The 22,365-nt window shown below is 74.6% G+C and carries 26 protein-coding genes; 11 read left to right on the top strand and 15 right to left on the bottom strand.

All coding sequences use genetic code 11. The features are described from left to right. Nucleotides 1-121 precede the first annotated feature (121 nt). Nucleotides 122-1,120, top strand: a complete 999-nt coding sequence (locus AB0O40_RS06045; RefSeq protein WP_365036140.1) for a LysR substrate-binding domain-containing protein — start codon at nt 122-124, stop codon at nt 1,118-1,120. Nucleotides 1,121-1,140: 20 nt separating this feature from the next. Here AB0O40_RS06045 and AB0O40_RS06040 read toward each other — a convergent pair whose 3' ends face one another. The 7 genes from AB0O40_RS06040 to AB0O40_RS06010 all read right to left on the bottom strand — a co-directional run bounded on the left by AB0O40_RS06040 (nt 1,141) and on the right by AB0O40_RS06010 (nt 6,187). Further along, on the bottom strand, nt 1,141-2,094 hold the full coding sequence (locus tag AB0O40_RS06040) for a hypothetical protein (protein WP_365036139.1): 954 nt from the start codon (nt 2,092-2,094) through the stop codon (nt 1,141-1,143). 106 nt (nt 2,095-2,200) lie between these two features. After that, a complete protein-coding gene (locus AB0O40_RS06035; protein ID WP_365036138.1) occupies nt 2,201-2,620 on the bottom strand; it encodes a hypothetical protein in 420 nt (139 codons plus the stop codon). 331 nt (nt 2,621-2,951) lie between these two features. Next, nucleotides 2,952-3,944 (bottom strand): DMT family transporter, encoded by a 993-nt coding sequence (locus AB0O40_RS06030; RefSeq protein ID WP_365036137.1) that lies wholly within the window; start codon nt 3,942-3,944, stop codon nt 2,952-2,954. Between the two features lie 103 nt (nt 3,945-4,047). Continuing rightward, nucleotides 4,048-4,782 carry a helix-turn-helix domain-containing protein gene (locus AB0O40_RS06025; RefSeq protein WP_365036135.1) on the bottom strand — a complete coding sequence of 245 codons (735 nt, stop codon included), beginning with the start codon at nt 4,780-4,782 and terminating at the stop codon, nt 4,048-4,050. A gap of 63 nt (nt 4,783-4,845) precedes the next feature. Further along, entirely contained in the window at nt 4,846-5,067 is a 222-nt protein-coding gene (locus AB0O40_RS06020) for a hypothetical protein (RefSeq protein WP_365036133.1), read from the bottom strand. Between the two features lie 164 nt (nt 5,068-5,231). Continuing rightward, the gene (locus tag AB0O40_RS06015) at nt 5,232-5,474 is read right to left on the bottom strand and encodes a hypothetical protein (RefSeq protein WP_365036131.1); all 243 of its coding nucleotides are present in this window, start codon (nt 5,472-5,474) and stop codon (nt 5,232-5,234) included. A 182-nt stretch (nt 5,475-5,656) separates the two neighbouring features. Continuing rightward, nucleotides 5,657-6,187, bottom strand: coding sequence for a MarR family winged helix-turn-helix transcriptional regulator (locus AB0O40_RS06010; protein ID WP_365036129.1), 531 nt, complete (start codon nt 6,185-6,187; stop codon nt 5,657-5,659). Nucleotides 6,188-6,285: 98 nt separating this feature from the next. Here AB0O40_RS06010 and AB0O40_RS06005 point away from each other — a divergent pair, with 98 nt between their 5' ends. Further along, the gene (locus AB0O40_RS06005; RefSeq protein ID WP_365036127.1) at nt 6,286-7,596 is read left to right on the top strand and encodes an SgcJ/EcaC family oxidoreductase; all 1,311 of its coding nucleotides are present in this window, start codon (nt 6,286-6,288) and stop codon (nt 7,594-7,596) included. Between the two features lie 62 nt (nt 7,597-7,658). Here the strand turns inward: AB0O40_RS06005 and AB0O40_RS06000 are convergent, their stop codons facing one another. Next, nucleotides 7,659-8,123, bottom strand: a complete 465-nt coding sequence (locus tag AB0O40_RS06000; protein WP_365036125.1) for a MerR family transcriptional regulator — start codon at nt 8,121-8,123, stop codon at nt 7,659-7,661. 197 nt (nt 8,124-8,320) lie between these two features. On the opposite strand from AB0O40_RS06000, the gene AB0O40_RS05995 reads away from it, so the two are divergent. From AB0O40_RS05995 to AB0O40_RS05975, 5 genes are all read left to right on the top strand, one after another. Then, on the top strand, nt 8,321-9,049 hold the full coding sequence (locus AB0O40_RS05995; protein ID WP_365036123.1) for an SDR family NAD(P)-dependent oxidoreductase: 729 nt from the start codon (nt 8,321-8,323) through the stop codon (nt 9,047-9,049). Nucleotides 9,050-9,261: 212 nt separating this feature from the next. Next, entirely contained in the window at nt 9,262-10,332 is a 1,071-nt protein-coding gene (locus AB0O40_RS05990) for a YncE family protein (RefSeq protein ID WP_365036121.1), read from the top strand. Nucleotides 10,333-10,709: 377 nt separating this feature from the next. Further along, nucleotides 10,710-11,087 (top strand): PadR family transcriptional regulator, encoded by a 378-nt coding sequence (locus AB0O40_RS05985; RefSeq protein WP_365036119.1) that lies wholly within the window; start codon nt 10,710-10,712, stop codon nt 11,085-11,087. Further along, nucleotides 11,084-11,683: a hypothetical protein gene (locus tag AB0O40_RS05980; RefSeq protein WP_365036117.1), complete on the top strand. Its 600-nt coding sequence runs from the start codon at nt 11,084-11,086 to the stop codon at nt 11,681-11,683. Before AB0O40_RS05985 ends, AB0O40_RS05980 begins: the two co-directional genes overlap by 4 nt. 63 nt (nt 11,684-11,746) lie before the next feature. Further along, a complete protein-coding gene (locus AB0O40_RS05975; RefSeq protein WP_365036115.1) occupies nt 11,747-12,313 on the top strand; it encodes a hypothetical protein in 567 nt (188 codons plus the stop codon). 56 nt (nt 12,314-12,369) lie between these two features. Here the strand turns inward: AB0O40_RS05975 and AB0O40_RS05970 are convergent, their stop codons facing one another. The 4 genes from AB0O40_RS05970 to AB0O40_RS05955 all read right to left on the bottom strand — a co-directional run bounded on the left by AB0O40_RS05970 (nt 12,370) and on the right by AB0O40_RS05955 (nt 15,719). Next, on the bottom strand, nt 12,370-13,644 hold the full coding sequence (locus AB0O40_RS05970; RefSeq protein WP_365036114.1) for an acetylhydrolase: 1,275 nt from the start codon (nt 13,642-13,644) through the stop codon (nt 12,370-12,372). Then, nucleotides 13,641-14,009, bottom strand: coding sequence for a transcriptional regulator (locus tag AB0O40_RS05965; RefSeq protein WP_365036112.1), 369 nt, complete (start codon nt 14,007-14,009; stop codon nt 13,641-13,643). Before AB0O40_RS05965 ends, AB0O40_RS05970 begins: the two co-directional genes overlap by 4 nt. 68 nt (nt 14,010-14,077) lie before the next feature. After that, complete coding sequence (locus tag AB0O40_RS05960) at nt 14,078-14,821, bottom strand: hypothetical protein (RefSeq protein ID WP_365036110.1); 744 nt, start codon at nt 14,819-14,821, stop codon at nt 14,078-14,080. Nucleotides 14,822-14,903: 82 nt separating this feature from the next. Then, nucleotides 14,904-15,719: a sulfite exporter TauE/SafE family protein gene (locus AB0O40_RS05955; protein ID WP_365036108.1), complete on the bottom strand. Its 816-nt coding sequence runs from the start codon at nt 15,717-15,719 to the stop codon at nt 14,904-14,906. 84 nt (nt 15,720-15,803) lie between these two features. On the opposite strand from AB0O40_RS05955, the gene AB0O40_RS05950 reads away from it, so the two are divergent. Together AB0O40_RS05950 and AB0O40_RS05945 are read left to right on the top strand one after the other, a co-directional pair. Next, nucleotides 15,804-16,565, top strand: a complete 762-nt coding sequence (locus AB0O40_RS05950) for a helix-turn-helix transcriptional regulator (RefSeq protein ID WP_365036106.1) — start codon at nt 15,804-15,806, stop codon at nt 16,563-16,565. A gap of 150 nt (nt 16,566-16,715) precedes the next feature. After that, the gene (locus AB0O40_RS05945) at nt 16,716-17,177 is read left to right on the top strand and encodes a hypothetical protein (protein WP_365036104.1); all 462 of its coding nucleotides are present in this window, start codon (nt 16,716-16,718) and stop codon (nt 17,175-17,177) included. A gap of 51 nt (nt 17,178-17,228) precedes the next feature. Here the strand turns inward: AB0O40_RS05945 and AB0O40_RS05940 are convergent, their stop codons facing one another. Continuing rightward, nucleotides 17,229-17,696, bottom strand: a complete 468-nt coding sequence (locus tag AB0O40_RS05940) for a MarR family winged helix-turn-helix transcriptional regulator (RefSeq protein WP_365036103.1) — start codon at nt 17,694-17,696, stop codon at nt 17,229-17,231. A gap of 178 nt (nt 17,697-17,874) precedes the next feature. After that, complete coding sequence (locus AB0O40_RS05935) at nt 17,875-19,476, bottom strand: FAD-binding oxidoreductase (protein WP_365036101.1); 1,602 nt, start codon at nt 19,474-19,476, stop codon at nt 17,875-17,877. Between the two features lie 249 nt (nt 19,477-19,725). Here AB0O40_RS05935 and AB0O40_RS05930 point away from each other — a divergent pair, with 249 nt between their 5' ends. Beyond that, nucleotides 19,726-20,379 (top strand): NAD(P)-binding domain-containing protein, encoded by a 654-nt coding sequence (locus AB0O40_RS05930; RefSeq protein WP_365036099.1) that lies wholly within the window; start codon nt 19,726-19,728, stop codon nt 20,377-20,379. A gap of 62 nt (nt 20,380-20,441) precedes the next feature. Here AB0O40_RS05930 and AB0O40_RS05925 read toward each other — a convergent pair whose 3' ends face one another. Beyond that, on the bottom strand, nt 20,442-21,557 hold the full coding sequence (locus AB0O40_RS05925; RefSeq protein ID WP_365036097.1) for an FAD-dependent monooxygenase: 1,116 nt from the start codon (nt 21,555-21,557) through the stop codon (nt 20,442-20,444). Between the two features lie 125 nt (nt 21,558-21,682). Between AB0O40_RS05925 and AB0O40_RS05920 the strand changes: the two genes are divergently transcribed. Then, nucleotides 21,683-22,363, top strand: a complete 681-nt coding sequence (locus AB0O40_RS05920; RefSeq protein WP_365036096.1) for a TetR/AcrR family transcriptional regulator — start codon at nt 21,683-21,685, stop codon at nt 22,361-22,363. Nucleotides 22,364-22,365: the final 2 nt, after the last annotated feature.

The raw sequence follows: 22,365 nt of genomic DNA, 5'->3' as shown, positions 1-22,365 counted from the left end.
GCGGACCTCCCTTGCCAGGCCGGGGAGATCGGTTGCGGCCCCCGGCGCGTGCCGACATCATGCGCCGACTCGGGTATGCCGAACCAATGCTGAAATCCGTGGTTCCCATACCGGTCCGGGTATGGCAGGGTCGGGCACCACGCCCTGGAAGGAGCCGACCCCGATGGACCTGCTGGACGGCCGGCTGAAGTTCCGGCACCTGACGCTCTTGGTCGCGATCGTGCAGCACGGCGGCGTGGCGCGGGCGGCGCAGTCGCTGCACCTCACCCAGCCGGCCGCCACCCGCACCCTGCGGGAGCTGGAGACCGTCGCCGGACTGCCGTTGTTCGTGCGCGAGGCCCGGGGCATGCGGCCGACCTCCTACGGCGAGGCGCTGGCCGGGCACGCGCGGGCGGTGCTGACGGAGGTCCGCCGGGCCGAGGAGCACCTGGAGGGCCTGCGCCAGGGCCACCAGGGCACGGTGACGGTGGGGACGTTACTGGCGGGGGCCAACGTCCTCCTCCCCCGCGCGGTGGCACGCCTCAAGCAGGAGCGTCCGCAGCTGACCGTGGTGGTCCGCGAGGGCACCCTCGACGTACTGCACCCGGCTCTGCTGGCCGGGGAGTTGGACGTCATCGTGGGCCGGGTGGGCGCGGCCTCGGAGGAGGGCGACGGGCTGCACCAGCGGCTGCTGTACCGGGAGCGGATCATGCTCGCGGTCCGGGCGGGCCACCCCCTGCTGGCCGCGCCGCCGACCCCGGGGGCAGGTGCGGTCACGCTGCCGGACGCGCTCGGGTACCCCTGGATCCTGCCGGTGGAACAGACCGCCCTGCGGCAGGAGTTGGGGCAGCTCTTCGCGGAGCGCGGCCTGGCGCTGCCCTCGGACCGGGTGGAGTGCACGTCCATCCTGACGATGCGGGCCCTGCTGCTCCAGACCGACATGGTCGCCCTGCTGCCGGAGCTGGTCCTGCGCGACGACGAACGCCTGGCGGCGCTTCCGGTGGAACTCCCCTCGGTGGGGCGGACGGTGGGCACGACGGAGGCGGCCAACCGGACCCGCACCCCCGCCCTGACGGCCCTCCTGCACCACCTCGACGAGGAGGCGGCACAACTGCGGCAGACCCTGACGGGCGGGGGCTGAGGCTTGGGGCGCTCGCCGTGCTACGGGGCCATGCCCGGGTAGCTCGGTACGGCGGCGGGGGTGCTGGGGGTGGGGCGGGGACCGTGGAGCGAGCGGCGCGCGGCCTCGGCGATGTCGGTCAGCGGCAGGGCGCAGGCACATTCCGCGTCGACCGGGGCCCGGGTGCCCAGCGGCTCGCGGAGCACGACCCGGACTGCCTTGACCCGGTGGATTTCGCCGCACGTCTTCTGGTCGGTGGGGACTCTCCTGATGACCCCGGCCAGGACCACGCTCTTCGGGGCTTCCCGGACCCGGACGGACACGTCCTCGCCGCAGTTCGTCTGGGCGAGCACGGTGAGGTTGCGGGCATCCCCCGGGACCGACCACTGGCCGATCAGGCGGCCCATTCTGCGCGGGGCGGCCGGCAGTTGCCCACTCGGCACCGACGGCATGCCACCGAACTCCGGTACCAGCCTGATCAGCGGGGTGTCGTAGCCCCGCAGGGTGAAGGACCAGGCGGGTGCGAGGCCCCAGCCCATGCTCGACTCGACGCTCAGCACGGTCGGCGCGAGGGCCGTGACCACGAGCGGCGCGGTACCGTCCTCATCACCTGCCCGGTCCAGGGCGGCGAAGGCCTCAAAGGGCCCCTGCGTCTGGGACATGTCCATGATCCTGCCGTCGAGCCCGCGCACTTCCCGTACCGGGAGTGCGTCCGGGAACTTGGCGCGCCACAGGTACCGGCCCTCCGCGTACGCCAGCCGGTCGGCGGCCGTCCGGAACCCGCCGCGCGGCAGTTGCTCCGCGGTGCCGACGGGGTAGAAGTGCTCGCTCCAGTCGCGGGCGGCTGACCTGCCCTGCCAGGCGGACTCGACCGCGGCCATCCGGGCCGCGACCTTCTTCGACGAGGGCAGCGGTTCCTCCAGCGGCGTACAGCCCGCTACCGAGCCCGCCACCAGACACACCAGCAATGCGCTCCCGAACACGGTTCTTCGCATGACGCCTCCCCCTGTCCCACGACTGCCCCACGGCTGTCCCCCTGGGACGCCATGACGGGAGTCCCGGTTCCCGGACGGGGCCAACGCCCCGACAGGTGGCGGCGGATCACCAGCGGCCGGTCGTCCGCGACCAGGCCACGCAGGTGCGGCCGGTCCGGGCGGTCGCCGTCACGTGCACCGGGCGGGCGCAGCAGGTCCGCCGTGTTCTCGTGCTCCAGCACCGCGGGGAGTGTCCGGCCGACCGGTGCACGGTCTTCGGGGAAGCCGGTGACCACTCCCCCGGCCGGACCGGCCGCGGGCGGACGAGGGATTCATGGCGGGCCGGCCGCGGTCGGTGGTCGAGGGAGGTGGTCGCCTCCCTCCCGCCGGCCGCCGCGTCCGCGGTCGCCGGGGCCGGCAGGGCGGCGGTCAGGAAGAGCAGTCCGAGGGCCGGCAGGGCCAGACTCCGCAGGAGGTGGTGGCGCAAGAGGGCGCCGGCGAAGGTCAGATGCCCCGCCGTCCCGGCGCGCGGGCCGCTTGCGAGCATGGTGTTCCCCAGGTGAAGACGGTGGTCGAGCCGGTGCGTGGTGCGTGGGTACCGGCTGCCGGGCGGGGGCGGAGCGTCACGCGGACCCAAGCCGTGCGACCCGGTTCCCGCCCGGTCGTCCTCCAGCCAACCGCGCGGGACCGCACCGGACCAGGCAATTCCACCGGCAGAAGTGCCGGCCCGCCCTACTTTTGCCGGGCCGGGCGGGCCTCCCGGGCCCACCGCCACCCCACCGGGCGGCCGGATGCGATCATGCGGACATGGCCGATCCCGATACCTCGCGCGAGCGCGGCCTGCGGCGAAGTGCGTACGCCGGCCCGGCGGTTCCTGGTCACGGCCGTGGGTGACCGGCGCCTCCCGCTGCCCCGTCCGGTACCCGCGCGACCACCGGAGCACTGAGCGCGTCCGGGTCGGCCGGGAGCCGGTCGGTGCGCTCGCGGGGGCGGTAGCGGGAGAGCGCCACCCCGGCCAGGCAGAGCAGGCCACCGAACAGGGTGAGCCAGGCCGGGACTTCGGCCAGCAGGACCCAGCTCAGCAGGACGACGACGGCCGGCACCGCATAGGTCGTCGAGCCGAGCTTCGCGGCCGGCATCCGGGCCAGGGCGTAGGTCCAGGTGGTGAAGGCGAGGGCGGTGGGGACGACGCCCAGGTAGACCATGTTCAGGGTGGCGGAGAGCGGGGCCTTCGGGACCTCCGCCGCCAGCCGACCGGCGAAGGGCAGGCAGGCCAGGGCACCGACCAGGCAGCTGTACGCGGTGACCTGGAGCGGGGAGCCGAAGGAGAGCGCGGGCTTCTGCGCGACCACGCCGGTCGCGTACGCCACCGCCGCGAGCAGGCAGAGCACCACGCCGAGCACCGGGGTCGAGCCGTGGCCGGCGGACATCGACAGGCCGACGACCACCGCCCCGGCGAAGGAGACCACCATGCCGGCCAGCAGCCGGGGCGGCAGGGCCTCGCCGAGCAACCGGGCGGCGAGCAGCGCCATCAGGATCGGCCCGGTGTTCACGAGCAGGGCGGCGGTGCCCGCGTCCACCAGGCGTTCGCCCCAGTTCAGGGCGACGGTGTAGCCGGCGAACCAGACGAGCCCGGAGACCACGATTCCCCGCCGGGCGCCGGGTGGCGGCGGGCCCTCGCGACGGAGGAACAGCAGCGCCACGAGCACCAGGGAGGCCGCGAGCAGCCGGCCGAGGGCCAGCGCGCCGGGCGAGTAGGCGGCCCCGGCGCTGCGGATGGCGACGAAGGCGGACGCCCAGGCGAACACCGTGAAGCAGACGGCGCCGATCGTGAGGAGGCCGGGCGGAAGGGCACGCAGACGGGTCTTCATACCGGGAACCCTACCCGCCGACATTTCGGCCGTCACCAAAATATTGGGAAACAAACTTCCCGGGCCGACCGGCCGGCAGGATGTCCGCCGGGCCCGGCGCCCGTCAGCTCCAGTCCCCCGCCGTCAGCCCCAGCAGCGCCCCGAAGGCCTCCTCCCCCGCCTCCGTCACCAGCAGGCCCCGGCCGCCGTCCGCGGGGCGCACCACCCAGGCCCGGTCGAAGGCCCGCGCGCACAGCCTGGCTCCGACCAGTCCGCCGAGGTGGCGACGGCGCTCGGTCCAGTCCAGGCAGGAGCTCGCCAGGGGCCGGCGGCCGGCCCCGGCCAGGTCGATCCCGGCGCCGCCGCACCAGTCGGCGCCCGCCTCGGTCAGCGCGAACACCCCCTCGGTGCGCAACAACCCGCGGGTCTCCATCGCGTCCGTCACGGCCATCCCCAGCCGGCCGGCGAAGTGGTCGTAGCAGGTCCGGGCCCGGGCCAGCGGGTCGGGCGCGGCCACCACCGGCACGGCGTGCGCCGCGTCCCGGCCCGGGACCGCGTGCGAGGCCAGCTCGTCGACCAAGCGGGCGGTGGCGGTGTCGGCGATGCGCACGTAACTGTGCCGCCCCTGCCGCTCCGTCACGCAGATCCCCGCCTCCAGCAGCCGGGCCAGGTGCCCGCTGACGGTGGAGGGCGCGACCCCGGTGGCCCGGGCCAGCTCGCCCGCCGTCCAGGCGCGCCCCTCCAGCAGGGTCATGCAGATGGCGGCCCGGGTCTCGTCGGCGAGCGCGGCGGCGAGCGCGGCAAGTCGCGCGGCGGGCGCGGGAGCGTCCCCGGGCTCGGGAACAGGTACACGGTCCATGAGACAAGGATGCCCGAATCTTTCGGCATCCGACGAATGATGGAGCGCCGGATTTCCCGGCGGTCAGACCTTGGCCGGATCACTGCCCGGGTGCTTAACGAGGCGGTCGCCGACCGCGAGGGACTTCCAGAGGCGGCGGTGGATCCGGAGCTTGAGCGAGGCGCCGTCCGAGAGGCGGACCTCGACGAAGTGGTACATGTTCGAGCCGTCGAGCATGCCGCGGGAGAGGTCCGTGACGGTGCCCTCCCAGGAGTCACCGTGCGCCGTACCGTGTGAGTTCGTCATGCCACGAGCGTACGGAGGGCCCCGGACCGTCCGGTAGGGCCGCCGATCCCGTCGACACCGGTACATATGTCACCGCCGGCCGGCCCCCACGGCGACGGCCGGCCCCCGACGACAGCGGCCGGCCCCGGTGGTCGGCCGGGGCCGGCCGCGTGCGTCACCTGCGGTCAGCCGCGGACCCAGAGGACGATGATGTCCGGGCGGTCCGTGCTGAAGGGCTCGCAGAAGAAGTTCGGGCCCCAGATCCGGTACCCGGCCTTGCCGGTGGCCTGGCAGTCGGCGTACGAGGTGTGGCTGCTGCGGGCGTAGTAGCCGGGGCCCGGGTTGGCCTCGGCCGTACCGACGACGCCCAGGGCGAGGGCTCCGGCGGTGGCGGCGGTGGCGAAGACGGCTGCTGCGCGGCGGTACATGGCATGTCCTCCTGAAAAATGCCGGATGCCCCGGCAAGGTCCCTGACGATGCGATGTGGTGCGGAATCTCACGGCTGCGCAGCCGATCACGAACGTACCGTTACGGAACCAGCCCGCACAATAGGTCTAGGCCAATACTTCAGAGACCCTGCTTCCCTGACGGGCGGTCAACTCCCTTGCGCCTAAGCCTGGTCGGGACCGTCCGCGCGGTCCCCCAGGGTGATCAGGACCCGGCGAAGTAGGACGGTGAGCTGGTCGCGCTCTTCGGGCGTGAGGCCGTCCAGCTGGCGCTCCTCGCCGGCCAGGTGGTGCTCGACGAGCCGGTGGGTCAGCTCCAGTCCGGTGGCGGTCAGGGAGATGAGGACCCGGCGGCGGTGCCCCGGGTCCACGGCGCGGTCGACCAGGCCCTTGGCCACCAGGTGGTCGATGCGGTTGGTGAGCGCCGCGGAGCTGACCATCGCGGCCGCGCTGAGCTCGCCGGCGGTGAGGACGTGCGGCGCACCGGAGCGCAGCAGGGTGGCCAGGACGTCGAACTCCCAGGGCTCGACGCCCTGGGCCGTCAGGTTCTCCTTGATGCCGCGCTCCAGCAGCCGGGAGGCGCGGGACAGCCGGCCGATCACGGCCATGGGCGAGGTGTCCAGGTCGGGGCGGACCGCGGCCCACTGGGAGGTGATGCGGTCGACACCGTCGTGCTGCGGCTGCTGTTCGATCATGCCCCCGACCCTAACATCTCGACATGGAAATGTTTGACACCGGCGATCACCGATGCCTATAGTTTCGACATCGAAATATTCGTCGTAGGGGGATTGTCATGAAGGTTCTGCTCACCGGCGCCACCGGCTACATCGGGTCCGCCGTCACCGACCACCTCGTCGCCGCCGGCCACCAGGTGGTCGCCCTCACCCGCAACGCCGCGCCCCGGCCGGGCCGGGGCTGGCACGCCCAACTGGCCGGGGACACCGCCGACCCGGCCTCGCTGGCCGGGGTGGTGACCCCGGACATCGAGGCCGTGCTCCACCTCGCGCCCCCGAGCGGGGACGTCGACACGGACACGGCCGTCGTCGAGGCGCTGGCCGGTCCGCTGCGCGGCACCGGCCGCCCCTTCGTCTACACCAGCGGTGTGTGGGTGCTCGGCGCCACCGGCGAGGCCAAGGGCGTCACCGAGGACGCGCCGACCCATCCGGTCGACCTCGTCGGCTACCGCCCGACGATCGAGCAGCGGGTGCTGGCCGAGGCGTCCCACGGGGTACGGGCCGTGGTCGTCCGGCCCGGGATCGTCCACGGCCGCGGCGGCGGCATCCCCGCGCTGCTGGTCGACCGGGCCCGCAAGCAGGGCGTACCCGAGTACTACGGCAAGGAGGACGTGCGCTGGGCGATGGTCCATGTGGACGACCTGGCCGAGCTGTTCGTGGCCGCGGCGGAGCGGGCCCCGGCCGGCACCCTGTGGCACGGCGTCGCCGAGTCGGCCGTCCCGGTCCGCGACCTCGCCCGGGCCGCCGGCCGCGCGGCCGGGATCCTGGCCGCCCCGCAGGTGGTCACCGTCGCGAAGGCCGCCGAGACCTTCGGTGACCTGTTCGCCGACGCGCTCGCCCTCGACCAGAGCGTCAGCGGCGCGGCGGCCCGTGCCGAGCTGGGCTGGCGGCCGACGGGGCCGGGCGCGGTGGCGGACCTGGTGTCGGGCTCGTACCGGCCCGTCGAGGTGTTCGGCGCCCCGGAGGGCGCGGAGACCGATGCCGAGGTCGCCGCGATCCGCCGGCTGGTCGCCGAGGTCGAACACGCCCAGCAGCACGAGCTGGTCGACCGGTTCCTGAGCCTCTTCCGCCGGCAGGACCCGGTGTGGACCACCGGTCACGGCAAGCGGCTGTCGGGCTTCGCGGAGATCGCGGCCTTCACCCAGAAGGTGCTGCCGGGCGCGACGGCGTACGCCACCGCCGTCTACGACGTGGAGCGGGTGCTCTTCCTGCAGCCCGGGGTCGCCGCGGTCAACGTCCGCCAGCAGCCGGTGGCTTCGGACGGGTCCCGGATCACCGACCGCCCCGAGGGCCGCCCCTTCTACGTCCTGGTCAAGGAGGACGGCGCCTGGCGCATCGGAGCCGCCCAGAACACCCTCGCGGTCGAGTGATCCGCGCCGCCCCGCGCCGCCCGGTCCTCCCGGGCGGTGCGCCCGGGCGGTGCGCCGGCCGGTCAGGTGCCGGTCGGAGGCCGCTCGCACCCGTCGGCCGCCTCGCCGGCCGGCGGGCGGGACGGGTTCCACAGCTGGTCGGCCTCGCCCCGGGCGAGGTGGTCCTCGTAGATCCGCACCTTGTGGCGCATCACGTCCAGCGTCTCGCGCAGTTCGGCGATCCGGGCTTCCACCTGCCGCTCGTGCCGGCGCAGCAACTCGAGCCGCAGGTGTTCGTTGCCCGGGCCCTGCCGGGCCAGCTCGACGTACTCGCGGATGGCCGTCAGGGACATGCCGGAGGAGCGCAGCTTCGTGCACACGGCCAGCCACTCCAGGTCCTCCTCGTGGTAGACCCGGCGTCCGTTGGAGAGCCGGCGGACCGGGTTGGCGAACAGCCCCTCCCGCTCGTAGAAGCGCAGGGCGTGCACGCTCAGCCCGCTGCGTTCCGCCACCTCACCGATGCTCAGGTCCACGACCGCCCCCGCCATGTGCTTGATCTAGACCCGACTCTAGCTTCTAGCGTCGTCCCGTCGGCCAGGGAGCCGGGGCCCCGCCGGGCGCCCGGCCAGGGGAACAGGGGAGAACATGAGCGTGTGGTTCGTCACCGGGGCGTCGAGCGGACTCGGCGCGGAGATCACCCGCGAGGCACTGCGACGCGGTCACCGCGTCATCGCCACCGCCCGCGATGCCCTCAGCAGTGCTCGGGGCCTACCCGGCGCCGCCGCAGGGGCTGTTGGCGGTGGACGCGGACGTCACCGAGCCGGGGCAACTGGCGGCCGCGGTCGAGGCCGGGCTGGCGGAGTTCGGACGGATCGACGTCGTGGTGAACAACGCGGGTCACGGCCTGGTGGGGGCGGTGGAGGAGACCTCCGACGAGGCCGTCCGCGCCCTCTTCGACGTCAACGTGTTCGGCGTGCTCAACACCTTGCGGGCCACGCTGCCGACGCTGCGCGCCCAGCGCTCCGGACACGTCGTCAACATCGGCTCGGTGGGCGGCTTCGCCACCGCTCCGGGAGTGGGCCTGTACGGCGCCTCGAAGTTCGCCCTCGAAGGGATCAGCGAGGCGCTGCACGCCGAACTGGCACCGCTCGGAGTGCACGTCACCGTCGTCGAACCGGGCGGCTTCCGCACCGACTTCCTCAGCGGGGCGAGCCTGCGGGTGGAACCGGCCGCCATCGCGGACTACGCCGCGGGCGCGGGACCGGTCCGCGAGGCGCTGGCCCGGAGCGACGGCCACCAGCCGGGCGACCCGGCGAAGGCGGCGAAGGCCGTGGTGGACCTGGTGGGCCTCGACCGGCCGCCCCTGCGCCTGCAGTTGGGCGCGGACGCGGTCGAGCGGATCGAGGCGAAACTGGCGACGGTACGCCGCGAACTCGACACCTGGCGGCCCGTTGCCCTGGCCACCGATGTCTAGGCCAGCGGCCGGTGCCCGCCCCCGGGTGCGCCGCCGGGCGGCACTGAGCGGGTCGAGGCGCCCGACGTCACCGTCCTGAGCTGGGACTTTCCACTTGCAGCAATGATGGGGTGCCAATCTTTGCATTGCCGCCGGGCCGTCTCGGCACGGAGGGTGGAGGAGCCCGCGGATCCCGCGGGGACGTCCCGTCCCGCCCTCCCCGAGGAGCAGTCATGCCCCAGTCCTCCCGTACCGGCCGGTCCCCTCGTACCGGCCGGGAAGGCGACGTGCTCGCCGTCGTCAGTCAGAGCGGCCCCACGGTGTCCTTCTTCGACGCCGCCTCCGACCGGTTCCTCGGCGAGGTCCATGTCGGCTCCGAGCCGCACGAGTTGTGCTTCGACCCGGCGCAGCGCCTGCTGTGGTGCACGCTGACGTACCACTCGGGCTACTACCACGCGAACGGCGGCCGGCGGACCGAGCTGGCCGTGATCGACCCGGACACCCGGCGCATCGTCGAGTTCGTCGACCTCGCGCCCGAGCACGGGCCGCACGGGCTGGCCCTGGACCCGGCGCGCGGTCTGCTGTACGTCAGCGTGGAGAGCGGCCCGGACCGGCCCGGCGGGGTCGTGGTGGTCGACACCGGCACCCGCCGGCCGCTCGGCCGGATCGACACGGACGCGCCGGGGCCGCACTGGTTCGCCGTCGACCCGGCCGGCCGGACCGGGTACGCCACCAACAAGGAGGCGCCGTTCGTCTCGGTCGTCGACCTCGAACGCGGCGTCCTGACCGCGAAGATCGAGGTGCCGGGCAGCGAGGGGCTGGCCGTCTCCGCCGACGGCGCGCAGGTCTTCGTCGCCGCGCCCTACGCCGACTTCTCCGGCGCCGCGGCGGACCGGCCGGCCACCGGCATCCGGGTCATCGAGGCCCGGACGGCGTCCGTGGTCGACCTCCTGCCCACCGGGGACGTCGTCCTGCCGGTGCACCTGACCTCGACGGGGAAGCTGCTCGCCGGCGAGGTGCGCACCGCCGCGGACCCCGGGACGCGGCTCGGGCGGCAGGCCCCCGGCCGGCTGGCCGTGTTCGACGCGGAGACCCGCAAGCGGCTGGGCGAGGTCGAGGTCGGGCTGTTCCCGCTGACCATCACCTCCTCCCCCGACGGCCGGCTCGGCTACGTCTCCTGCGTCGTCTCCTCCACCGTCGACGTCGTCGACCTGGAGACGCTGCGGCGGGTGGCCCGGCTGGACATCGCCAAGCGGGGCGAGCCGGGCGCGCACGGGCTGGCGTACCTGCCCCGCGCCGTCTGACCGGCCCCGCCCGACCGGTGGCCGTCCGGCCCCGCCCGGCGAGGCCCGTAGAGAGGGAACGGGAAAAGAAAGGGCCCCGACCAGCCCGGGGGGGAGGGCGGGTCGGGGCCGGGCCCCGACCGGCAGGGGGGGCGCCGGTCGGGGCGGTCACAGGTGTGTACGGGCGGGAAGGGCGGTCGCCTCGCGGCGAAAGGGCTCTGCGGGGCTTCAGCCGGACGATCGTCCCCGCAGGCGATGGTCGGGCCCGGGGACACAGTCCCTTCCCACACCGCACACGTATGGATGAACGGTCAACCATGCCGGGTTGTTCCCGGTGGCCGAAAAGAATCTTCCACCCCCCTTCCGCGCTGCTTGCCCGGCCAGGTACCTTGCATTGCATGGAACCAGGTGAGTCGACCAAGCAGGCGCGGGCCGCCGCGCAGCTGCGCAAGGGCGTGCTGGAGTACTGCATCCTCGCGCTGATGCGCGACCGGCCCCGCTACGGCGTGGAGCTGCTGCACGCCCTCGAGGAGTCCGGCACCCTGGCCACCGGCCAGGGCACGGTCTACCCCCTGCTCTCCCGGCTCCGCCGCGACGACCTCGTCACCACCACCTGGCAGGAGTCCGCCGCCGGGCCGCCCCGCCGCTACTACGCCCTGACCGACACCGGGCGGGCCGCGCTGGACGAGTTCGCGACCGTCTGGCCCGGCTTCCGCGACACCGTCGACACCTTCCTCGCCACCCCCGCGCACCACACCTCCGGAGACCCCGCATGAAGACCACCGCCGACCCGGTCGCCCAGTACCTCACCGCCGTCGAACGCGAGGCCTCCACGCTCCCCGCCGACCGCCGCCAGGAACTCCTCGCCGACCTCTCCGAACACATAGAGGTGACCCGGGCCGAGCGCCCCGCGGCCACGGTCGCCGAGATCCTGGCGGAGCTCGGGGATCCGCGCGCCATCGCGGCCACGGCGCTCGCCGAGGCCGGCGGCCCGGCGCCCGCCGGCCCGGCCGTCCCGGGCGCCGCCGCCGCGCCGGTCCGGCGCGGCAAGGTCCACCCGCTGGTCCCGCTGCTGATGCTCGGCCTGTCGCTGCCGTTCGTCATGGTCTTCTCCGACCAGCCCGGCCCGGTCTTCGGCGTCCTGTTCCGCCTGGCCGGCGCGGTCCTGCTGTGCACCTCCGTGCACTGGAGCGCGGTCCAGAAGACCACCGGCGTGCTGCTGACCACCGTGCTGCCGATCGTCGTGATGGCCACCGTGAACCTGTCCGGCGGCGGCCCGGCGGTCGGTACCGAGACCCTGGTCGCCAACCTCGCCCTCACCGCCGCGGTCGGCCTGGCCGCCGGCTGGCTCTGGCGCACCCGCCGCGCCTGACGACCCGGCGCCGCGGCCGACCCCGGCCCGCAGGCCCGCGGACGAGGTGGCTAACCTCCGGGCATGGGACTTCGGGTCGAGCAGGTGGCGGGTTACGCCGAGCGGGAGTTGGACGGGGACCTGGCGCGGTGGTTCGCCGGTGCGCCGCGGGCGGCGGTACCGGCGCGGGTCCGGCCGGTCGAGCCGTTCCTCGCCCGCCTGCCGCAGGCCGCCGCGACCGCGTTGGCCGCGCTCGACCTGAGGGTGCGTACGGGAGCGCTGCCCGCGGCGCTCGGCATCGAGGACTGGTCGTACGCCTTCGAGTTCGAGGCGAACGGCTGCCAGGTCCTCGACACCGACTACGCCACCGAACTCCCCGACGCCGACGTGTGGTCCGTGGGCGCCGACGGCAGCGGCAACTACTTCGTCGTGCTCACCGACGGCCGGGTCGCGGTGTGGTTCCACGAGGAGGAGGTCATCGAGGCCGGCACGCACTTCGACGACCTCGACGTCTTCCTCTGGACGATCGTGCGCTACCACGCCGTGAAGGCCGGGGTCCTGACGCTGGCCGAGATCGAGCAGGACCTCCGGGACCTGGCCCAACCCGGCGTCCTGGCCCCGGACATCGGCCTGCTGGCCTCCCTGGCCTGACGGCGGCCCGGCCGCTCCGCTCGCCCCGTTCGCCCCGTTCGCCCCGGGCCGGCCGGTCAGCGCGGGAAGCGCACCTCCGGGAAGGCCCGGCTCGGGCCGTCGAGCAGCGGCGCGCGACGGTGGCGCAGGTGCCGGTCGAAGAAGGCGAGCGGGTAAGCCTGTTGGATCCGGACGGCCCGCGCCGGGTCCAGGGTGCCGACCATCTCCTGGATCTGCTCCTCGCTCATCCCGAGCAGCCGGCCGGCCTGCGGGATCAGCGTCGCGTTGTCGCCGTAGGAGGGGTGCACGGCCCCGTCGGCCCGGACGTCCAGCCGCCAGCCGCGCAGGTGATCCCAGAACTCGGCCACGGCCGGCGCCCCTTCGCGCGGGAAGGAGGCGGTCATCAGCATGAACGGCCGGTCCACGTCGGTGGTGATCAGCGGCTCCATCGGTGCGTCCAGGCTCAGCCCGGCGCGGATGCGCCGGTCGGCCAGGAGGGCGAGCGCCGTGGCGGTACCGCCCTTCGACCAGCCGAACGCCCCGATCCGCCGGGGGTCCGGGGCGCCGCGCAGGCCCCGGGGCAGGGGCGCGCCGTCCGCGTCCGGGTTGTGCCCGGCCGCCAGCCGCTCCACGCAGTCCAGCAGGAAGCGCAGGTCGGTGGCGAAGTCCCGCGGGTACATCGGCACGTCGTCGGGGGTGATCACCCGGCCGTCGGGGAACTCGGCGAAGGTGTCGTGGGTGTGGCCGACGGTGACCACCAGGTAGCCGTGGCTGGCGAGTTCCTGGACCGTGATGGTGTGGTCGCCCCGGTGGCTGCCCGCGCCGTGGGCGTACACGACCACGGGCAGCCGATCGCCGTCCGTACGGAGCACGGGAGCGCCGGTGCGGGCGGCGGTGAGCGGGCCCAGGGCGGGGTCGAGGGGGAAGCCGACCTCCGCGAGGAAGGCGCGCAGCACGCCCTCGGACATCCAGGGGGCACGCGGATACCGGTGGGCGTCCCACCCGCCGCCGGCCGGCACCCGGGCCGGGTACCAGAGGCCGGCCATCAACTCGCGGCAGCGGCCCGACCCGGCCGCCGGGTCCGGGCGGGCCGGATCGACGAGGCGCAGTGACACCGTCCCGACGGGGTACGGACCGGTGGGCGCGGGCAGGGTGAGCGGGACCGGGCCGGGCCCGGCGGGTGCCGTGCTCCCGCGGTGGGCGGGCGGGGCATCGGCTCGGCCCACGGGGGCGCCCGAGGCCGCGGCGGGAACGGCCGTGCCGGTCGCCGCGGCGGTTCCCGCGGCCAGGGCGGTCGCCAGCACGCGGCGGCGCGTCAGGGACGTTCGGGGGGCGGCGGGCGTGCTGGTCACATCTCCTCCTGGGGCGGTGCGGACGGGGTCTGCTCGATCTGCTGGATGAGGCGCTTGAGCTGGGTGACCTCGTCCCGGAGGGCGCGGTCACCGGCCGGGGTGAGGGAGAGCCAGGTGCGGGCCCGCCTGCCCTCGTAGCCCTTCTCGACCTCGACGAGTCCGGCCTTCTCCAGGACGGACAGGTGTTGGCTGAGGTTGCCGGCGGTGAGGTCCAGCGCCGTGCGCAGGAACCCGAACTCGACGCGGCGCGCCTGGTGGGCGACGGTGAGGATGCCGAGGCGGACGCGCTGGTGGACGACGTCGTCCAGGCCGGTGACGGGGTGCGGACCGGGCTGGACGGCGGCGTCGGCGTCCTGGCCGGACACGGGGTGCGGATCGGGTCGGCCGAGACGGTCGGACCGGCTGCCGCTGCCGGCCGGGGCGGGGCGGTCGGTCATGAGGCGGTGCGCCGGGCGGACCGCTCGGCCAGGGCGAAGCCGAGCGCGCCGAGCAGGAGGAGCGCGCCGGGGACGGCGAAGTGGGGCATCGACGACCAGGGCGAGGTGGCGGGGATGCCCGCCCAGCCCGTACTCGGCGGGACCAGCTCGACGGCCAGGTACGCCGCGGTGAGCAGCAGCAGGGCGGCGCTGCGCTCCACCCGGGCCAGCACCAGCAGCGGCAGCCCGACGGCCGTGGCGTTCCCGGCCAGCCGCTGGACGAAGCGTGTGGTGCCGGAGTCCGCGTCGAGGCGGAGGCCCCACAGGTCGAGCGGGGCGCCGGGCTTCGGCATGCCGTGCCGCAGGCTCCAGTACGCGGTGGCACCGGCCAGGGTCACCAGGGCGATCCCGGTGACGACGTACGGGACCACGGGCGTGCCGACGCCCCGACGACGGGCGCGGCGGGCGTAGAAGAGGGCCGTCACCGTGTACGCCAGGCCCAGCCCGAGGGGCCAGTAGAGCGGCGAGCCCTGGCTGATCAGCGTGCAGCCCTCGGGGGCCGCGTCACCCGGCGGGCAGGGGACGGTCTCGGCCCTGAAGGTGAGGCGGCCGACCAGGATCCCACCCAGTGTCAGCAGGCCCATCAGCAGCAGCGGGACCCAGGTACCCCGCTGCGCGGCCCGGACCTTGCGGGTCAACTCACCGAGATCGGCTAGGACTTCGCGGGCCGAACCCGACGAAGGAAGTGCGGTGTCTGCCATGCCGAGAGCTTTGCATCACAAACCAGTTGGCACAAGGGAGTTGACCAGGATGGGCTCCAACTTCGACCGATCGCAGGCGCTTTCACTGGGTACGGGCGAGCATCGCGGTCAGCACCACGCACAGCAGGGCCACGTACCCCCGGGCGTGCGCGCGGTCCGCGATGCGCGGGGGGCGGCGGCGCAGCAGGACCACGACCGGGAGGGCGCCGAGCAGCAGCAGGGCGGCGGCGCCGAGGTCGACGGAGCCGACGGCGAGCACCGGGGCCCCGGAGCCCGGTCCGTGACTGCCGGCGAGGAAGACCGCTGCGGCCGGGGCGCTGATGCAGGCGGTCAGGGGATTGGCCAGGGCGGCGGCGGTGCCCATCGGGAGTCCCGAACGCCGCAGCAGCGGCACCGTCATGACGCTCCCGCCCACCCCCAGGAAGGCGGCGACCGCGCCGACGGGGGCGCCGAGCGCGGCGCGGATCGCGAACGGCCGCGCGGCGGCGGCGGATACGGGTTCGCGCACCGCCGGCGGGCGCAGGAAGCCCGGGCGGGCGAGTGCGTCGACCACGGTGAGCGCGAGGTAGACCACGAAGCCCCAGTGGACGAGCCCGGCCGGCGCCGCGCTCGCGGCCAGCGCCCCCGCCAGCCCCCCGGCGCCGAGCAGCACCAGCAGCGGGGCGCTGCCCCGGAGGCGGCGCAGCACCTGCCGGGGGGTCGCCGCGGTGGCCGTCACCGCGCCCACGACCATCACCACCGAGGAGGTCGCCACCGCGACGGTGGCCGCGGCCGGGCCCGCGGCGGCGTCGGCCCAGACGATGACGGGGACGGTCGCGAATCCCCCGCCGAAACCGAACAACACGGTGGTCAGGCCGGTCAGGGCCCCGACGACGACAAGAACGGCGGCTGCACTCATGCGTCCAGTCCAGTCGAATCGCGGCCGGCCGACGATCGAGTGCCGGACGGCTCCTTTCGAGTTCCGGCCATAGGATTCCGCGTCATGCGCAACGTGCCCCTGGCGCGCGTCGACCACCTGCCGGCCGAGGTGCTGCCGATCGCGACCGACTACCCGCCGGACACCCTCCTGTCCTGGCACGAGCACCGCCGGGCGCAGTTCCTGTACGCCGCGACCGGCACCATGCTCGTGGAGACCGACGACGGGGCCTGGACCGTCCCGGGCGAACGCGCGGTGCTCATCCCACCGCGGGTCCGCCACCAGGTGCGGATGCTGGACACCCAGACCTCGAGCCTCTACATCGAGCCGGCGGCCGTGCCGTGGTGGCCGGCCGCCTGCCGGGTCGTGGAGGTCCCGGCGCTGCTCCGCGAACTGCTGCTGGCCGCCGCCGACCTGGACGCGGACTACCCGGCGGACCCGCGGGGCAGCGCGGTGATCGCGTTGATCCTGCTGGAGGCGGCCGCGCTCGCCGAGGTCCCGCTGCACGTCGCCCTCCCCCACGAGCAGCCGTTCTCAGGGCTGTGCCGCGGCTACCTGGCCGACCCCGACCTCGCGGTGACCAACGCCGACTGGGCGCGGGCGGCGGCCATGAGCGAGCGGATGTTCACCCGCCGCTTCCGGCAGCTGACCGGTACCAGCCCGGCGTCCTGGCGCGCCCGGGCCCGGCTGCTCGCCGCCATCCCGCTCCTGCGCCACCGCACCGTCACCGAAGTCGCCACCCTCCTCGGCTACGCCTCCCCCGCCGCCTTCTCCTACGCCTTCACCCGCACCTTCGGCACACCCCCGTCCACCCTCAAGGACCGCTGACGCCCCGCCTGCCGCGGGACGTCCGGCCCGGGTCCCGATCCGGTGAAGGCCACCCGCGGCCGCCCCTGCTGGCAGAAGATGGTCCGGCACCACGTCGGCGACGGCGGTTCACAGGAGTGCCGCTCCGCGCGGCGGCGGGGAGGACGTGCTGTGGAACTCTGGGCCGGCATCATCGCCGTGATCGGCACCCTCCTCGGCGCGGTCTCCTCCCACGTCCTGCAGTCCCGGACGGCCGACCGGATGCGTTCCGCCGCCCTCGACGCCGAGGGCCGGCGCGAGCTGCGCCAGGCGACGGCCCGCCTGCTGGCCGCCGAGACAGTCTTCCGACGCCTGCAGTACGACCGGTGGGGGCTGCGCGAGGCCCCGCCCACCGAGCGGGAGGCCGGGACGGCCGTCGCGCTCCAGGCCCGGTCCGACGTGATCGCCGCCCTGGCCGAAGTCCGGCTGCTCACCGGCGACACGGAGATCCGCCGCCGGCTCGACGAACTGGCCGACGCCACCTTCACCCTGCACAAGGCGGCCGACGCCGACGACCTGGCCGCCCGGTCCCTGCGCACCCGCGATGCCGCGAGCGCCCTGGTCGAGGCCGTGGGGCGGCGGGTGCGGGCCTGAGCCGCCGGGGACAGCTGCCGGGAGGGCGCTCCGCCCCGGGCTCGCGGCCCGTCAGGCGACCGTCCCACCCGCGTTCCGGATCAGCTGCTGGAGCACCTTCACCGTGGTGACGTAGTCCGTGTCGTCGATGCCCTGGTGGAGGGCGGCGCGGATCGCGGGGGCGTTGCGGGCCAGGTCGATGCGGGCCTGCTCCCCTTCCGGGGTGAGCCACAGCCGGTCCTCGGCGTCCTGGGTCAGCCAGCCGCGTTCGAGAAGTCCCTCTGCTTCCGCCGCCAGGTCGTCCTCGCGACGGATGTAGGAGGTCATCGCCTCCCGCAGTTCGGGCAGGGTCATCCCCTCGCCGTCGGGCGAGATGTCGTTCACCGACAGGTTGCGCAGCAGCCAGAACTGGGGCTGCGTGTAGCCCTTCTCGGCCTGCCGGGCCCGCGTGTAGGCAATCAGCGCCTCGTAGGCGACGCCGGTCCAGTACGCGGCGGGCTGTCCGGCGAGTGCGGCGTCGGAGATCTGCTGTGTCGTCATGGGGTGTCCCCTCCCGATACTTCGGTGTGGAGCCCGCCACCGTGCGGGTCATGGGGAGACCGTAGGACCTCAAGTTCGATCGAGGTCAAGCGGATGATCTTCACTGCCGGGCGAGAACGCCCTGTGGGACCGCCAGGAACCCTGAGCCCCCGGGGGAGGGACATGGCAGACGTCGAGCTCAGAGCGCCTGGGGGAAGTCGAAGAGGCGGTGGGGGTCGTACTGGTGCTTGAGGGTGGCGAGGCGGGTGGCGGCGGGGCCGTAGTAGGCCGTGCGCCAGTTCTTCAGGGTGGCGTCCGTGTAGTTCTGGTAGGCGGCGCCGGAGGCGTAGCGGCGCATCGCGGTGTGGGCGCCGTCCAGCCAGGCGGTCTGGACGGCACCGGACTGGCCGGCCGGCCAGGAGCCGGTGTACTGGGCCAGGAAGCGGGAGTCGCGGTGGACGAAGGCGGTGGCCTGCCGGGGGACGCGGTTGACGGCGCCGCCGAGCGCGGTGAGCGCGACGGAGACGGCGCCCCCGCCGCCGGTGCGGCGGCCGTAGCGCTCGAGCTGGTCGAGCAGGGCCCGGATGCCGGCGGCGTTCAACGAGCGGTCGTAGAAGTCCGAGCGGGCCGCGTAGGTCTCGCGCTGGAGCTGGCCGGTGGGCCGCCGGCCCGGGGTCTTGCCGGGCAGGTGGCACTGGTCGGTGGACTTGGTCGCGCAGCCCGCGTACGACCGCATGGTGTCGAGGTAGCCGCGCCGGCGCAGGCTCACGTACGAGGCGGGGCCGGGGCCGCCGGCCCGGTCCGCGAGCCGGTCCACGGCGTTCTGCAGGGCGCCGTACGTGCCGAGCGAGAAGCAGGCGACCGAGATGGTGGGGGTGCGGCCCGGGGCGGCGGCCAGGTGCAGCGCGGACCAGATCTCGTCGGGCTGCGAGGGGCCCCATTCCTGCCAGGACCGCAGCAGGGCGGCCGCCTTGGACCAGGGCCAGGTCATGTAGGCGGTGACGCCGTCGGCGGCCTTGTGGGTACGGAAGCGCAGCTCGGTGACGACGCCGAAGTTGCCGTTGCCGGCGCCGCGCAGGGCCCAGAAGAGGTCGGCCCCGCGGTCCTTGGACACGTCGTGGGACTTCCCGTCGGCGGTGACGATCCGCGCCCCGGTGAGGCTGTCGCAGGTCAGGCCGTAGGCGCGGGAGACCACGCCGTGGCCGCCGCCGAGGGTCAGGCCCGAGATGCCGACCGTGGGGCAGGAGCCGCCCGGCACGGTGACGCCGTGCGCGCCGAGTTGGGTGTAGACGTCGATGAGCTTGGCCCCCGCGCCGATGACGGCGCCGCCGGCGTCGGTGCGGACGGACTTCAGCGCGGAGACGTCGACGATCAGGCGGCCGGTGCCGCCGGACCAGCCGGCGTACGAGTGGCCGCCGTTGCGGATGGCGACGGGGGTGCCGTGCCGGCGGGCGAAGGCCAGGCACTCGGCGATGTCCGAGGAGTTGGCTATGTAGGCCACGGCAGCCGGACGCTGTCCGTCGAAGCGGGTGTTGTACAGCTGGCGGGCGGTGGCGTAGTCGGCGTCGCCGGGCCGCACCAGGGAGCCCTGCAGGCCCCGGCCCAGGGCGGACCAGTCGGCACCGGTCGGCGCACCGGTGCGGGCGCCGGCCGCGGCGCGCGTGCCGCCCGGGGCCCCGGCGGAGCCGGCCGCACCGGAGCCGCCCTGCGGTGCGGCGTTGCCCTGGCCGTTGCCGGCCACCGCCCAGACGGCCGCCGCCGCGAATCCCGTACCCGCACCCAGCATCGTGCGCCTGTTCATGGCAGCCCCCGTTCGTGTCGCCCCGCCCTCGACTGAGCAGAGTACGAACGCACGGGTGTCGGTTCCCTTCCGGGGCCGGCCATTTCGATCGGTCGCTTCGATCAGCCGTCTCGGCCGCGCGCCGTACCGGACACCCCGCGGCACCGGCCCGCGATCATGATCGGTTACGGTCGGTCGGACTGAGCCCGTGTCAGGGAGCCACCCACCGGCGGCCGCCCCCGGCACGGCCCTCCCGGAGAAGGACATCGGATGCGCATAGCCCTGCTGGGGACCGGTGGCGTCTGCCACGTCCTCGCCCCCGCCCTGCTGGACCTGGGCCACGAGGTGGTCGTGGGCACCCGCTCCCCGCGCACCACCCTCGACACCAACACGGCGTACGCCGAACTGGCCGCCCGGCTGCCCGCCCTGGAGCTGCGCACCTTCGCGGAGGCGGTGCCGGGGGCCGACCTGGTCGTCAACGCGATCGACGGGCCCTCCTGCGTCGCGGCGCTCACCCCGCTCGCCGAGGTGCTGGCCGGCCACGTGGTGATGGACGTGTCGAGCCCGATGGACTGGACCGTCCCGGACGCCGTGCTGGACCCGGTCAACACCGACAGCCTGGGCGAGCGCCTGCAGCGCGCCCTGCCGCGGGCCCGGGTGGTCAAGACCCTCAACACCGTGGCCGCGCGCGCCATGACGGCCCCGGAGGCGATCGGCGACGGCGACCACACGGTCTTCCTCAGCGGTGACGACGACGCCGCCAAGGCCGTGGTGGGCGACCTGCTGCGCGCCCTGGGCTGGCGGGACGTCCTGGACCTCGGCGGGATCCGGACCTCCCGGGCCACCGAGATGATGCTGCGCATGTGGATCGACGCGGTGACCGCCCTGGGCACCTCCATGATCGGATTCAAGATCGTCCGCTGAGGCCGCCGCGGCCCGCCGCCCCCGGACACCCGCACGGGGACGGCGGGTTCGCAGGCCGGGGCTCAGCCGGGCTGGAAGAAGGCGAGCATCCGGCGGCCGGCGTCCGGGGCCGCCAGCATGTCCTGGATGTCCGCCGACTGGCGGCCGGCGGCGCTGGTGCGCGCGAACATCTCGCGTTCGTACGCCCGGACGGCCGCGGGCAGGTCGTCGGGACGGGCGGCCAGTTCCAGGCCGAGCAGCGCGCCGTCCAGGAGCGCCATGTTGGCGCCCTGGCCCACCGGCGGCATCAGGTGCGCCGCGTCCCCCAGCAGCGTGAGGCCCGGTGTCGAGGGCCAGGTCAGGCCGACCGGGAGCATGCTGACCGACCGCGGCACGACCGTGTCGTCGCAGGCCTCGATGAGCGCGGTGAACCGCGGGTCCCACCCGGCGTACCGCTCGACCAGCCGGGCCCGGGCGGCGGCCGGGTCGTCGAAGGGGATCCCGCTGGTGGCGAAGTGGTCCTCGTCGGTGCCGAAGAAGCTGAGGTAGATGCGGACCCGGCCGTCGCCGTTGCGCTGGGCCGTCAGCGACTGCCGGTCGCCCAGCACCCAGTAGTTGCCCCGCCCGACCATCGCGGCGAGGCCGGGGTGGGTGCGGTCGACGTCGGGGATGCCGAGCTCGACGAGGTGGTGGCCGGTGTGGGCCGGGCGGGCGTCGGTGAGGAGCGGGCGGACCCGGGAGTGCGCGCCGTCGGCGCCGACCAGCAGTTCGCAGCCGGCGCTGGTGCCGTCGGCGAAGTGCAGCCGGCCCCGCTCGGCGCGCGCCACCTCGCGTCCCCAGCGCACCGTGTGCGCGGGCAGCGAGTCGAGCAGGAGGTCGCGCAGGTCGGCGCGGTCGACCTCGGGCCGGTCGAGCGGGGCGTCGTCGGGCGTGTCCTCCTGGAGCAGCAGGGTGCCGTCCGGTTCGAGGAGCCGCAGGTCCTGGCCCTCCGGCCGGGCTATCGCGCGGAAGCCGTCGATCAGGCCCGCCTCGCGCAGGGCCCGTTGACCGGTTCCGGAATGCAGGTCGAGCATGCCGCCCTGGCCGCGCGCCAGGCGGGACGGCTCGCGCTCGTACACCTCGGCCTCGACGCCGTGCAGGTGCAGGACCCGGGCGAGGAGCAGGCCGCCGAGGCCGGCTCCGGCAATGGCGATGGTCATGGTCGCCTCCCCTTCGGTGGACGTCCGGCGGGACGTCGACGGGCGTGCGTGGATCGTCGGCGGTACGGCGATACACCGTACTGCTCGATACACTGTATCGACTCGGCGGATGTATCGTCAGGCCCATGTTGGTGTGGGAGAGGCCCGAGCCGCCGAGCCGGCCGGTACCGGCTCCGCTGGACCGCGAGCGGATCGTGCGAGCGGCGGTGCGGTTGGCCGACGAGGACGGCCTGGAGGCGGTCTCGCTGCGGAAGGTGGCCGGCGCGCTGGGCGTCGGGCCGATGCGGCTGTACGGCTACCTCGCGGGCAAGGACGAACTGCTCGACCTGATGGTCGACGCGGTGCACGCCGAGATCCGGCCGGTGGGAGCCGACTGGCGGGAGGTGCTGCAGTCCCTGGCCGAGAGCACCCGGCGGGCCGTGCACGCGCACGAATGGCTCGCGGACCTGCTCGGCGGCCGGCCCCAGCTCGGACCGCACGCGCTCGCCCGGGGCGAGGCCGTGATGGCGTCGCTGGACGGCGTGGCGCTGGACGCCGTCATGCCCGTGGTCACCGCCGTCGAGGCGTACGTCATCGGCGCGGTGCGCCGGGAGATCGCCGAGCGGCGCGCCGAGCGGGCCACCGGCATGGACGAACGCCGCTGGCAGGCCTCCCTCGGCCCCTACCTGGAACGCACCTTCGCCACCGGCCGCTTCCCGGCCCTGGCCACGGTCGTCCGCGACGCCGCCCACCTGGACGCCGACGAGACCTTCCGCCTCGGCCTCACCTACCTCCTCGACGGCATCGGCGCCTCCCTCACCCGCTGACC

Origin of the sequence: Streptomyces sp. NPDC089919 (assembly GCF_040684615.1) — a bacterium.
Taxonomy (GTDB): Bacteria; Actinomycetota; Actinomycetes; order Streptomycetales; family Streptomycetaceae; genus Streptomyces.
Note: the sequence above shows the minus strand (reverse complement) of the source record. Positions and strands in the feature narration are given on the sequence as shown.